At 52.6% G+C, this 11743-nt stretch carries 13 protein-coding genes; 3 read left to right on the top strand and 10 right to left on the bottom strand.

From position 1 onward, the window contains the following. Positions 1-132 precede the first annotated feature (132 nt). Positions 133-459 carry a hypothetical protein gene (locus tag C2M36_RS13250; RefSeq protein ID WP_105255293.1) on the top strand — a complete coding sequence of 109 codons (327 nt, stop codon included), beginning with the start codon at positions 133-135 and terminating at the stop codon, positions 457-459. A 6-nt stretch (positions 460-465) separates the two neighbouring features. Here C2M36_RS13250 and C2M36_RS16830 read toward each other — a convergent pair whose 3' ends face one another. Continuing rightward, on the bottom strand, positions 466-618 hold the full coding sequence (locus tag C2M36_RS16830) for a hypothetical protein (protein WP_158678947.1): 153 nt from the start codon (positions 616-618) through the stop codon (positions 466-468). Between the two features lie 211 nt (positions 619-829). Between C2M36_RS16830 and C2M36_RS13255 the strand changes: the two genes are divergently transcribed. Continuing rightward, on the top strand, positions 830-1306 hold the full coding sequence (locus C2M36_RS13255) for a hypothetical protein (protein ID WP_105255294.1): 477 nt from the start codon (positions 830-832) through the stop codon (positions 1304-1306). Between the two features lie 67 nt (positions 1307-1373). Here C2M36_RS13255 and C2M36_RS13260 read toward each other — a convergent pair whose 3' ends face one another. Genes C2M36_RS13260 through C2M36_RS13290 form a run of 7 tightly spaced genes read right to left on the bottom strand, consistent with a single transcriptional unit; the run spans position 1374 to position 8921 of the window. Further along, positions 1374-2231 (bottom strand): sugar phosphate isomerase/epimerase family protein, encoded by an 858-nt coding sequence (locus C2M36_RS13260; RefSeq protein ID WP_105255295.1) that lies wholly within the window; start codon positions 2229-2231, stop codon positions 1374-1376. A 52-nt stretch (positions 2232-2283) separates the two neighbouring features. Beyond that, positions 2284-3042 carry a gluconate 2-dehydrogenase subunit 3 family protein gene (locus C2M36_RS13265; RefSeq protein ID WP_105255296.1) on the bottom strand — a complete coding sequence of 253 codons (759 nt, stop codon included), beginning with the start codon at positions 3040-3042 and terminating at the stop codon, positions 2284-2286. Then, positions 3043-4722: a GMC family oxidoreductase gene (locus C2M36_RS13270; RefSeq protein WP_105255297.1), complete on the bottom strand. Its 1680-nt coding sequence runs from the start codon at positions 4720-4722 to the stop codon at positions 3043-3045. 2 nt (positions 4723-4724) lie between these two features. Then, positions 4725-5429, bottom strand: a complete 705-nt coding sequence (locus C2M36_RS13275) for a 3-keto-disaccharide hydrolase (RefSeq protein WP_105255298.1) — start codon at positions 5427-5429, stop codon at positions 4725-4727. Between the two features lie 15 nt (positions 5430-5444). After that, positions 5445-6683: an MFS transporter gene (locus tag C2M36_RS13280; RefSeq protein WP_105255299.1), complete on the bottom strand. Its 1239-nt coding sequence runs from the start codon at positions 6681-6683 to the stop codon at positions 5445-5447. 14 nt (positions 6684-6697) lie between these two features. Next, positions 6698-7753 (bottom strand): sugar phosphate isomerase/epimerase family protein, encoded by a 1056-nt coding sequence (locus C2M36_RS13285; protein ID WP_105255300.1) that lies wholly within the window; start codon positions 7751-7753, stop codon positions 6698-6700. A gap of 4 nt (positions 7754-7757) precedes the next feature. Then, a complete protein-coding gene (locus C2M36_RS13290; RefSeq protein WP_105255301.1) occupies positions 7758-8921 on the bottom strand; it encodes a Gfo/Idh/MocA family protein in 1164 nt (387 codons plus the stop codon). Positions 8922-9111: 190 nt separating this feature from the next. Here C2M36_RS13290 and C2M36_RS13295 point away from each other — a divergent pair, with 190 nt between their 5' ends. Continuing rightward, positions 9112-9837: a helix-turn-helix transcriptional regulator gene (locus tag C2M36_RS13295; protein WP_105255302.1), complete on the top strand. Its 726-nt coding sequence runs from the start codon at positions 9112-9114 to the stop codon at positions 9835-9837. Between the two features lie 24 nt (positions 9838-9861). Here C2M36_RS13295 and C2M36_RS13300 read toward each other — a convergent pair whose 3' ends face one another. After that, the gene (locus tag C2M36_RS13300) at positions 9862-10770 is read right to left on the bottom strand and encodes a BadF/BadG/BcrA/BcrD ATPase family protein (RefSeq protein ID WP_105255303.1); all 909 of its coding nucleotides are present in this window, start codon (positions 10768-10770) and stop codon (positions 9862-9864) included. Further along, positions 10757-11497 carry a copper homeostasis protein CutC gene (locus C2M36_RS13305; RefSeq protein WP_158678948.1) on the bottom strand — a complete coding sequence of 247 codons (741 nt, stop codon included), beginning with the start codon at positions 11495-11497 and terminating at the stop codon, positions 10757-10759. Before C2M36_RS13305 ends, C2M36_RS13300 begins: the two co-directional genes overlap by 14 nt. Positions 11498-11743: the final 246 nt, after the last annotated feature.

Raw genomic sequence — 11743 nt, forward strand, 5'->3', positions numbered from 1 at the left:
CCTTCTCAGGTAATTGAATTTTTTGTTTATTAAATCGGCACTAGGCTATAAGCTGGCGACTGGTTTTTGATATCAAAAATAGAGCCCCCAATGCTACAGGGGAATAATAAAGCAACCGCAAAGGAATGTGATATGTCAGCACCTGTTTTGAAATCTGCAAACGCCACGGCTCAGTGCGGTGTGGCACGCGCCGACGGTGAACTAATTTTAACCGAAAGTGAACTGCAATTTAGCCCCTTCAATGAAACATTCGGCCTTGGGCCCTATGCCTTTTCTCGTAGCAGTATTGCCACTGTGCAAAGCACATCAGCAAAGGGTGGGGGTGTCATCCCACTATCGAATGAGGCGATTAAAATTACCCTCATCAATGGGCAAGCCTATGAGTTTATTTTGGCAAATTCTCAGCAGTGGCTGAAGATATTTCAAGGGCAGGAGACTGGGGTCAAAAAGGTTGAGTGAGTGCTATCAGCGTTTGCGCTTTAGCCAAATCACCTGAGCGAGCTTTTTGGGAGAGTGAGGCTGTAACTCTTTATCGTCATTCTCATTCGCAAAAGAGCGCTTAAATGACATATAAATCACCTTATTGTGCACGCGGTAAAAAGCTCGTTTTTGGCTCATAATCTATGCTCCAATGTGTCTATAGAGTATAGCCCTTATATGGGCACTTGCTTTTTAGCGGCACAGACTGCGCCCGTGTACGTCATTACGCGAGATGTGTAATGAAAATCATACTGGAGGCAGGAGGCCAATATGAATCGCGTGTTTGGTTTAGGCACAAAAGTGTTCTACACTGGCTACTCAAAACTTCAATGGACGAAGAGGTAACTCAATGAAAAATTTATTAATATTGGCCGCAATCGGCGCGGCAGTTTATTATTTCTACAACAATACCGATACTATTACTTCTATTATTACGCCTGAACGGGAAATGGTCTATGCCCAAGCCCGTATCACCTATAACTTACCCGGTCGTGAGATAGAGATGATCGGAGTGGGGCACAGATACAAGGAAGGTGCCTGTGATGCCAACTTGGTTCAGGACTTTGTGGACCAGTGTGTAGAGGAAAACTATTGTTCCCATGTCACCTTTGAATGTAAAGAAAGCCTGGATAAGCGTTATGCCTCCATGTTGCAGCAACAGCCGGCGCGCACCCACTATATTCACCTCAACGGGAATCGCGATGCCCGCAAAGGCGCCTTGATCTTCTGGGGCCTCACAGATCAGGAAGCGAAAAAGGTATGCACCAGCATCACCGCAAATATCAATCGCAAGAATGATTGGGATATGACCGCCCAATGTATTTAGCCGGTCGCTAAGCGGATAACGAAACGCCAACCCTAGGGTTGGCGTATTTTATGCGCTAACAAAAAGCCTAGTTTTTAAGGCGGGCGAGCACCTTATCCAGCCCTTGCTTTGATGCCGCCACGCTTTGCAGCGGTGTTATCTGCTCGGGATATTGTTCTTGTTCTAACACCAGCCACTGGGTTTTTCCCTCCTTAATCAGGGTCTCAATGATTGCCTCCCAAGGAATAGCGTTTCCGCCCACAATAGGGCTAAGGTCATTGTCTTTGGCCACCACCTTAATGTGCGCCGAGCGGGTGCGCTGTGGATACGCTTTTATTAATGCCTGGGCGTCCTGCTGGGCATACTGCACCCATCCAATATCGAGTTGCAGTGGTAAGGAGTTTGGGGAGTGGGTGGCGATATAATCCCAAAATGTCGCCCCTTTGTAGGGTTCAAACTCACGCTCATGGTTATGAAAACCGAGCTCCATATCGAAGCGTTGTGCTTGTGCATGAGCGGCGTTTAACTGCTCGGTAAATTGAGCGACTTTGTCGGCATCCCAGGCGCGCTCGTCCCAGGGAATATAGAGAGTGTTAACCCCAAGTGTTTTATAAAACAACAGGGTGTGGGTGAGCACGTCTGCACTGAGGGCATCAAAGCCTATATGAGCGCTACTGGCTCGAAGACCCAGACTGGCCAGTGTTTTCTTAAGGGCGCTGGGATTATCACCATAGGGGCCAAAATCTCCGGCGAATTCAACGCCACTAAAGCCCATGGCTGCGAGGGCTTCAAGGGTGCCGTGGAAGTCGGCTTTAAGGGCCTCTTTTACAGACCACAGCTGCACGCTAATAGGCGGTGTCTTTATCTGCGGCTCTTGTGCTGCCACCGGCAAAGACAGAGCTAAAACACACAGCAATACCAGTGCGTTAAAAGAAAGATATTTCATAGTGAGTCCATAGAAGCAGAGCCCATAAATGGGCTCTGAAGTTCGTTAACTATTAATCCTGGTAGGCGTAGCTGCTGAGTCCAAGCTCATCAAGCACCTTATCCAGGTGGGCTTTGGCTTCTGCGTTGGGTCCCGGATAGTCGCCGGCAATGGGAACATTGCCCAGGTAGCCAATGTCTTTACAGCCCTCGGGCGAGCAGAAAAAAGCCCCCAGTACCAGCTCTTTAAAGCGCCAGAAGGCTTTGCCAATGCGTTTAAATTGCTCCGGGGTATCATCCGAGTAATAGGCGATATCGTCGATAATTGCCTGCTGCTGAGCGCGACTCAGCGCGGCAAACTTGGCCTTGAAGCGCAGTTGAGCCTCGTCGTCTATCCAGGCCAGGGCATGTAAAATAGTGATGCGGTCGCGTTGTTGTCCCTCGTAGGGAGCGCTGACCCATTCATCTATTACCCCAGGAACTTCAAGCTCGGAGGCCGATGGAATATCGCCCTCACGAGGCACTATCCAATCCGCCAGTATTGCCACCAGGGTTAGCTGGGCGGCACTGAGTGTCAGCGGCCAGGGAGACTGAGGCGGCATAATCATATTGGGATCGGTGCCATACCCGGTCGCGGTCACGGGTTTAATATTTAAGGCCGGCCAATGGCCAGCATTACTTGTGCCTGCGACACCTGCCTCAAGGGCTTTTGAACAACCACCACTGAGGGTGACGGCGGAGCCCGCCGCTAATAGCCCAAGCCATTTAAGCGACTCGCGGCGGGTCATGCCCGATTTATATTGATAAGGGTTGTTACGATCATGGTGGTGCATTTATAACGCTCCTTTGGCAATTTGCTCGCTGAGCCAGGTTGAGTTGCGCATCGCTAGCGTCATAATGGTAAGCGTGCAGTTTTTATGTGGGTTAGAGGCGAAAACACCGGCGTCCATCACGAACAGGTTGTCGCAGTCCCAGGTTTGTCCCCATTGGTTGGTGACCGACTCCTTCGGTGAGCTGCCCATGCGGGTGGTACCCACCTCGTGGATGATTTCACCGCCCTTGGAAATGGCTTTTTCCGGGGACGGGAGCGTTCCTACCTTGGCGCCCATGGTTTCCAAGATGGCTTTAGCGGTTTGCAAACCATGTTCGATTTGTTTGAGCTCTCTGTCGGACCATTTGAAGTGGAATTTAGCCACCGGAATGCCCCATTTATCCTTCACCTCTGGGTCGATTTCCATATAGGTGTCTTTGTTGGGCAGCATCTCGCCGCGCAGGGCAAAGCCCACGTATGAGCCATAGGCGTCACGGACCTGTTGCTTCAGAGCCGGGCCATAGCCCTGCTTATCACCGGAGACCCCAGAGCCGGGTTGACCAAAGCCACTGCTGATCTCAAAGTGGTAACCGCGTGGGAACGAAAGCTCACCTTGTGCCTGAGCTTTATGCCCCCACCATGGAATAAACAAATGGTTCGCGGTATGGCCATCTTCGTTGTAACGCGGACGCCCTTTCAATGCGGGGATCTGCGCCCCCAGCCAAGCACCCGTGCTGTCCATTAGGTTACGACCTACCTGGCCGCTGGAATTGGCCACACCATTGGGGTGCGCCGCGGACTTGGAATTAAGCATGATGCGTGCAGACTCACAGGCGCTGGCGGCCAGGATCACCACATCGGCTCCGATGGCATGCTCGGTTGCCGTCTTCTTATCTACATAGGTGACGCCTGTGACCTTACCGTTATCGTCGACAGAGACGGACTTAACCATGGCATCTGTGATCACTTCCAAGTTGCCGGTCTTTTTCGCCATGGGAATAAGCGAAGTGGTGGTTTGGAATGCCGCGCCGATGGAGCAGCCGTGACCACAAGGGGTGGCGTAGAAACAGGCCATGCGGTCGTCAATCGGGCGGGTTAACACGGCGCGGTGCATGGGCACAGCTGGAATGCCAAGCTTTTTCGCCGCGGCCGCAACCAGTAACTCGGGTACACGGGGTTTAGGCGGTGGCTGTAAGATACCCTCTGATGAAGGCGGCATATCGTCTAAGCCGGTGTTGGTGCCGCACACCCCAACTATGGCTTCGGTTTTATCATACCAGGGGGCTAAATCTTGGTATTCAAACGGCCAGTCGGCACCGTGACCATCGCGGCTTTTCGCTTTAAAGTCGTGTTCGGAAAAACGCAGCGAGTAGCGACCCCAGTGATTGGTGCGTCCACCCAGCATGCGCGCACGCCACCAGTAAAAGTCCGTGCCTTCGGCTTCGGTGTAGGGCTCATTAGGCACCTGCCAGCCGCCATCTACCGTGGCGTCGTAAAAACCAAAGTTTTTATCTTTATTGCCCGCTCCCATCAAGGGTGCTTCGCTATTGCGCTTAAACATGGGGCTTTCGGTTTTCGGGTTATAGTCCCGCCCCGCCTCGAGCATTAACACCTTGTGACCTAGCTTGGCCAGGGTATAGGCGGCCATGGCGCCGCCGGCACCGGAGCCAACGACGAGCACTTTATGATCAAACTTCGCCATCACTACAGCTCCTTAATCTTGATATTTTTAAACCACACGCGGTCGCCGTGGTCCTGCAAGCCAATGTGCCCACCTTGGCCCTGGGCAAAGCCCTGCCAGGTAGCAAACTTGCTGTTTTCCACCAGGGCATTCCAGGTGGTGCTGCCGATGACTATGCTGGTGGTGCTGACGCCGTTTTGCCATACCTCGAGGTGGTTATCGCGCAGACGAATACGCACATCATTCCACTGACCTGCCACCTTATGGGCACTGCTTGGCGCGGCGAATAGGTCGTAGATTGACCCCGCCAGGTGCGAGTCAATCTTGTTATCCGGGTGCTCCTGATTATCGAGAATTTGTATTTCCGGGGCGTGAGAATAGATGGCACTGCCTTTTTCATCCACTAACACAAAAATACCACTGTTGCCTTTTTGAGCGATTTTCCACTGCAGTTGCAGGTCAAAGTCGTCATAGCTTTTCTTGGTGAGAATATCGCCTCCGCCACCGGCGGTTAAGGTCATGGCGCCATTTTCAACCTGCCATTGTGTATTCAGGCCGTCACTTTTAAAGTTACGCCACTGCGACATGTCTTTGCCGTCAAATAGCAGCTGCCAACCTGCTTCTTGCTCTTGCGCTGTTAGCTGGTTGTCCTTTGCCCATACGCCAGAGGCGCAGGCTGAGGAGCCCAGGGCAAGCACCAGTGGCAGGGCTTTAATTGTTTGATTCATAATAGGAAACCCTTGTTACTCTTTACTTGTTGCTACATGGGCGTGTGCATCCACACCCTTATTGTTTTTGATATAAAAATACAGACCTAAGAAGGCGATGATAAGAATGGTGGGGAACAGTAAAATATTGCCAAGCACCGCCTGACCGGCAAGCACATCGGCCTGTTGGGCATCGAGATTGGCCGCCGTGGCCTGGGCTCTGGCGCTGTCGATCCAGCTGCCGATCACCGGGTTCCAGAGGCTAACCGCGAACATGCCGGCACCGCCCATCAATGACATACCCAGGGCACCTGTTTTTGGGGTGTATTCGGCCACGCAACCCAGCATGGTTGGCCAAAAATAAGTGACGCCAATGGCAAATAATACCGCCGCCAGATAGACCATGTTGCCTTCGGCTTGGCTCATCACAAAAATACCGGCCGTAGCACACACCGCCGAGCCTAACAGGACGCCCGTGGGATTAAATGTGTGCACGATTGGCCCGGCAAAAAAGCGACCCACCGCCATCAGTCCGGTGATCAGCGCCAGGATCATCATGGGCGAGGCTCCCGATGCACCTAAGATGCGCTCTATCCACTGCTGCGTGCCCAGCTCCGTGGTGGCGGTCAGCGTCATACAGACCACCAAAAATAAATACAATGGCGAGATCAGGTTTTTCAGGTTGCTGAGCGTCGAATGCGTGCGGGTATCGAAAAGTGGGAAGCGCGCTCGTATCATCAGGGCGCCATAAATGAGTGTGGGCAATAAAATTAGCGCCACTTGCCACTGCCAGTTAAAGCCGCTTGCCGTCATGGCGCTTGAGGCCAAGGCGCCAATGACGATGCCGCCAGGGAACCAGACATGGAAACGGTTCAACATGGTGGTGGTATTTTTCGGATACATTTCAGCGATAAGCGGGTTACAGCCGGCCTCAACGGAGCCGTTGGCAAAACCAATTAAAAAGGTTGAGAGCAGTAAGGCCCAAAATCCGTCGGCATAGATGGTCATTACCAAGCCGGCAAAATGGCAGATAAAGGCCAGGGCCACCAGCTTTTTCGCGCCGATGGCATTATAGATGGCGCCGCCGACCATGGTGGCGATGGGAAAGCCTAAAAAGGCCATGGCATTGACCCAACCAAGCTCGGTATCGCTGAGCGAAAACTGGTCGCCTAACTGACCAAGAATACCGGCGCGAATGGCGAAGGTCATCGAGGTTACAACCAGTGCGATGCAGCACAGGCGAAACACCAGGCGGTTATTATGATTATTATCCATTGTGGCTGTCCTCATTAGTTGATGCCCAAAATGCGTTTGTTGCGCTCGCTGTCGGTGCTGGCGCCAGCGAAATCATCAAAGGCCTTGTCGGTGGGCCGGATCAGGTGTTTGGCAATAAACTCGGCTCCCTCACGAGCGCCCGATTCCGGGTGCTTCAGGCAGCATTCCCACTCCAGCACCGCCCAGCCGTCGAATCCGTACTGAGTCAGCTTGCTGAAAATGGCGCCAAAATCTATCTGGCCATCGCCCAGGGAGCGGAAACGTCCCGGACGCTCTTGCCAGTTCAAATAGCCACCGTAAACACCGGCTCGGCCACTGGCATTAAACTCGGCGTCTTTGACGTGAAAGGCTTTAATGCGTTGGTGATAGATATCAATAAATTGCAGATAGTCCAACTGTTGTAAGACGAAGTGACTGGGATCGTAGAGGATATGCGCCCGTGAATGATTATTGGTCGCCGCTAAGAAGCGCTCAAAGGTGGCGCCATCGTGTAAATCTTCACCGGGATGCAGCTCGTAACAGACATCGACCCCAGCCTTATCGAAGGCATCCAAAATAGGCAGCCAGCGCTTCGCCAGCTCCTCAAAACCCTGCTCAACAAGTCCTTGTGGACGTTGTGGCCAGGGATACATGGTGTGCCACAAGAGTGCACCTGAGAAGGTGGCATGGCTTTTTAGTCCCAGTCGTTCACTGGCCTTGGCGGCCATGACCAACTGCTCGGTAGCCCACTTTTGTCGCGCCTGAGGCTGGCCTTTAACCTCATCTGGGGCAAAGTTATCGAACATCTCGTCGTATGCCGGGTGTACGGCCACCAACTGGCCCTGCAGGTGAGTGGAAAGCTCGGTGATACACAGCCCGGCATCATTGACGATAGCGTTAATGGAGTCGCAATATTCCTGTGACTGGGCGGCGCGCTCAAGATCGAATAAGCGCTTGTCGTTGGTGGGAATTTGCACCCCTTTGTAGCCCAGGTCGGCGGCCCAGCGACAAATGCTAGGTAAGCTGTTAAAAGGCGCTTCATCGCTAACAAACTGGGCAAGAAAAATGGCAGGTCCTTTGATTTGTTTCATATTTTTAGTGATCCATGGTGAAGGGGTGCCACTTGCTGTCTTGCTTAGACGCCGCAACGGCATTGTAAATAAACGCCATGCCCCGCACGGCCTGGTCGATGCCCGGTACATCAAAGGTCTGGTTGCTAGACTCTTGGCCTGCCTTATGGGCGCTGATCTGCGCGGCAAAGTTGCGGTAGATGTTGGCAAAGGCCTCGAGGTAACCCTCGGGGTGTCCAGCCGGGGTGCGCATGGCCATCATGGCGGCGTCGCTTAAGGGGCCGACACCGGCACGCAGCAACTGGGCAGGGGCGTTATGGGGGCGAAGCCACAGGCTGTTCGGTTCCATCTGTGCCCACTCTAAGCTGGCGTGCTCGCCATAAATGCGCAGACGTAAGTTATTTTCCTCGCCGACAGCGATTTGGCTGGCCGTCAGCACGCCCTTGGCGCCGTTGTTAAAGCGCAGCAGCACGGTACCATCATCGTCTAAGGCTCGTCCCGGCAGCACCTGATCAAGATCGGCACAGAGCTCAGTAATGGCCAGGCCGCTGACATACTCCACCAGGTTGGCGGCATGGACGCCAATGTCACCCATGCAGCAACTAATGCCCGACTTATGGGCATCCAAACGCCATTTAGCCTGTTTGCCCTGTTCATCCGCCGCTTGCGACAACCAGCCTTGTGAGTACTCGACCACCACCTTGCGAATGGCACCAAGCTCACCGGCGATAATGCGTTGCTTGGCCTCTTTAACCATGGGGTAACCGGTGTAGGTATGGGTTAAACCGTACAGGCTGGTATGTTGTTCAAGCAAGGTAGCAAGCTGTTGGACTTCACTAAAAGTGAGGGTAGCTGGTTTATCTGAGAGCACATGAAAGCCGTGCTCTATAGCCATTTTGGCTACTGGGAAGTGCAAATGATTGGGCGTGACGATGGCGATAAAGTCGGCGCGCACATCATCCGCTAGCTGAGCTTCTCCTTGCACTAAGCTTTGATAATCGCGATAGCAACGCGCCGGCTCCAGGCCGAGCGTTTGCCCTGTTTGCAAGCAGCGCTCGGGATCTGAACTAAATGCCCCGGCGACCAAGTCTATTTGCCCATCCAGGCGAGCCGCGATGCGGTGCACTGCGCCGATGAAAGCACCCTCGCCACCGCCTACCATGGCCATTCGAATTCGTTTGTTACTCATCTAATATTTCCTATATGCAGGGTTATACAAGGCGGTTGGAAAACACCCTGTTTATGAGTTTAGTTAACGCTATGTTATCGATAATAGGGAAGTGCGCTGCGAGGGGATAATAAAAATTCGGTTGACAATGCAACAAAATCGGCGTTTACAATAAAAGAACAAGGCCGTTATTTAGAGCAGGTGTAAGCCCATGGAACGTACCGAATTTCTCCATAAAGTCGGAGTAAATCAATTGATTGCCGCTTTTGATCTGATCCCCGATATTCTTTTTTGGGTGAAGGATACAGACAGTCGAATCCTGCATGGTAATCAACACTTTATAGAGCACCAGGGGTTTAAATCCCTCGATCAGATTCTGTTTAAAACGGATTTTGACTTTTCCCCTAAGCATTTGGCGTTTCAGTATGTAAACGATGATAAGCGGGTGATGCAGGGGTATGGGGTGACCGACCGTTTGGAATTGAATTACACGGACAGGGGAGAGCTGGGCTGGTTTTCCACCTCAAAACATGTGTTGAAAGATGAGCAAGGGGCAATCATCGGCACCTATGGCGTGACGCGCCATTTACAAAAAACGTCGAAGGCCCTTTCGCACGTCAAAGCCATTGAGGCGCCGGTAGAATATATTCGCAGTCACTTCCATCGTCATATTGGTATCGAAGAGCTGGCAGAGTTGGCACACCTGTCGGTGAGTGCACTGGAACGGCGCTTTAAAAAACATCTGGCAAAAACACCCAATCAGTATATTAACGAGGTGCGTTTGGAGAATGCGCGCAAATTATTGGTCGAAACCCAGCTGCCGGTCTCCCAGGTGGCCTACCAATGTGGTTTTGCCGAGCCCAGTTATTTTAGCAAACAATTCAAGCGCCTATTTGGCGATGTTCCCTCCAAACTGCGGGATACAATTGAGGATTAAAGCCTAAAGCCTAAAGCCTAAAGCCTAAAGTTCAACCCCAAGTCGATGGCGTAATAACTGCAAGGCGCCGCTTTCGGGAGGCGTTTGCATGGGGGTGAGCAGGGCACGGTGCTCCTTGCTGAGCGAGGGCTCAAGGGCATGAGCAACCCCACCCATCAAGCAGATGCGGCTATAGCCTTGTTGTTGGAGATGGTCAATGTAGCGAGATACAAAATGCGCGGCCTGGCTGAGGAGCGCTTTACCCAGAGGTTCATGACCATGACTAAACACCAAAGGAGCAAATTGGGCAAAGTAGCCCGGAGCCGCATTAATGCTTTGCGCGGTGAGCTCAATAGCTGTGTTGCAATGGGTGTATTGCAGTAGAGCGTCATTCAAGGGGCATGACGAACTCAGACCATCGAGCACCTCCAGGGTATGGCGCACCAGGCTCAGCCCCAACCAGGCACCACTGGCGCCGTCGCTTAGCAATAAGCCATGGCCACCGAACTCGGTGAGCTGATGATTATCTATGGCGCCAGAACAAAATCCGGTGCCGATAATGATCACCGCGCCTTTGCGGGCTTGATGGGCGCCGGCGCAGGCAATATGCATATCCGTCGTGATATCCAAGCGCGCAAACGGGTGTTGCCATTGTTGCATCTCGCTAAGGGCCGATGGCACTGCGGCCCCGGCTAATCCTGCGCAGACATAGAGGGTGTTTAATTTCTCCAGCGGCACATCGGCATACATCAAAGCACGCACCGCAGCATCGGTGATCGATTCCTGAGCCTGGGCGATGGAGGTGGCGATATTGGCCGGGCCCGATGTTGCCTCGGCGAGGAATAGGCCACTGCCATCTTCTAGGCGCACCCTGCATTTGCTGCCACCGCCATCGATACCCAGAAACAGCTTGGGAGCGCTGGGCGTTTGCGAGTCGTGTTTAGTCTCTTGCATCTAGTATTGCCTCGATGGCCGAACGGGAGACCAGGCCTTGAGCCCGGTGCACGCTGGCGTAACTGTGTAGTGAAATAGGGCCGTATTGCTGTGCCAGCTTTTGCCAAATGGGGGCGGCATTGTTAGGCGTTATCCCACCGCCTACCACCAGTTCCAATCGGCCACGGGCATGGCTTGCTAATGCCCGTAGACGCTCTATTCCCGCCGCAGCGCCAAGGCCACTTTGCCAGGGGGTACCGCTGCTTAGCACCCGATCAATACCCAGGTTGATCAGGGTATCCAGGGCATTGAATTGATTGTCGATGGCATCAAAAGCCCGATGAAAGGTGCACTTAAGATTCGCGCGCTGAGCTTGGCGCACCAGGGCCTCCAAAGCATGGGCGTCGACGTCGCCGGCGTTTGTCAGGACACCAAAGACGACCCCGCTGGCACCATGGGCAGCGGCTGAGTCTATGCAGTTAAGCATTAGCTTTAGGGTTGAGCTATCCACAACAAATGAGCAAGCGGTTGGGCGGATCATTACCAGCAGCTCGGTATTGGCCGACACCAACTCTCCCCCAAGTGCCATGGCCTGGGTGCTTGGGGTGATCCCGTTTTGGGCCATATTGGCGCACAACTCGATGCGTTGGGCACCACTGTTGCACACCTTAGTCAGGTTTTGTCGCAGCACCTGGAGGTTGTCCGAACTCAGGCAAACTTCCAGAATTTTACTATTGTGGGTTGTCATCGACTGGCTCATCGCTGGTGACTACTTTTTGTTTTCATTGATTTTTAAGCGAATTAAATGGATTTAAAATCTTGTTTATCAACTAGTTGTAATTTTTATCCAAGGTGTTTTTCCGCAATACCAATAGACATTGCACTATAAATTAGGTTGTGGCCAATTGGATCTTTTTTTGAGCCATACGCCGATTTTGTTTTAGTGCTCACCGAATTTATATTATCGCTCCCTATGGTCCTGACTCTATCCTGT

The sequence above is a fragment of the Pseudoalteromonas sp. T1lg75 genome (assembly GCF_002964705.1).
In the GTDB taxonomy this organism is placed as follows: Bacteria; Pseudomonadota; Gammaproteobacteria; order Enterobacterales; family Alteromonadaceae; genus Pseudoalteromonas.

Excerpts from the sequence above, each read along its gene's own strand:
- C2M36_RS13285 (WP_105255300.1), bottom strand. The coding sequence starts at position 7,753 with ATGAAACAAATCAAAGGACCTGCCATTTTTCTTGCCCAGTTTGTTAGC.
- C2M36_RS13295 (WP_105255302.1), top strand. The coding sequence starts at position 9,112 with ATGGAACGTACCGAATTTCTCCATAAAGTCGGAGTAAATCAATTGATT.
- C2M36_RS13255 (WP_105255294.1), top strand. The coding sequence starts at position 830 with ATGAAAAATTTATTAATATTGGCCGCAATCGGCGCGGCAGTTTATTAT.
- C2M36_RS13305 (WP_158678948.1), bottom strand. The coding sequence starts at position 11,497 with ATGACAACCCACAATAGTAAAATTCTGGAAGTTTGCCTGAGTTCGGAC.
- C2M36_RS16830 (WP_158678947.1), bottom strand. The coding sequence starts at position 618 with ATGAGCCAAAAACGAGCTTTTTACCGCGTGCACAATAAGGTGATTTAT.
- C2M36_RS13300 (WP_105255303.1), bottom strand. The coding sequence starts at position 10,770 with ATGCAAGAGACTAAACACGACTCGCAAACGCCCAGCGCTCCCAAGCTG.
- C2M36_RS13270 (WP_105255297.1), bottom strand. The coding sequence starts at position 4,722 with ATGGCGAAGTTTGATCATAAAGTGCTCGTCGTTGGCTCCGGTGCCGGC.
- C2M36_RS13280 (WP_105255299.1), bottom strand. The coding sequence starts at position 6,683 with ATGGATAATAATCATAATAACCGCCTGGTGTTTCGCCTGTGCTGCATC.
- C2M36_RS13260 (WP_105255295.1), bottom strand. The coding sequence starts at position 2,231 with ATGAAATATCTTTCTTTTAACGCACTGGTATTGCTGTGTGTTTTAGCT.
- C2M36_RS13250 (WP_105255293.1), top strand. The coding sequence starts at position 133 with ATGTCAGCACCTGTTTTGAAATCTGCAAACGCCACGGCTCAGTGCGGT.
- C2M36_RS13290 (WP_105255301.1), bottom strand. The coding sequence starts at position 8,921 with ATGAGTAACAAACGAATTCGAATGGCCATGGTAGGCGGTGGCGAGGGT.
- C2M36_RS13265 (WP_105255296.1), bottom strand. The coding sequence starts at position 3,042 with ATGCACCACCATGATCGTAACAACCCTTATCAATATAAATCGGGCATG.
- C2M36_RS13275 (WP_105255298.1), bottom strand. The coding sequence starts at position 5,429 with ATGAATCAAACAATTAAAGCCCTGCCACTGGTGCTTGCCCTGGGCTCC.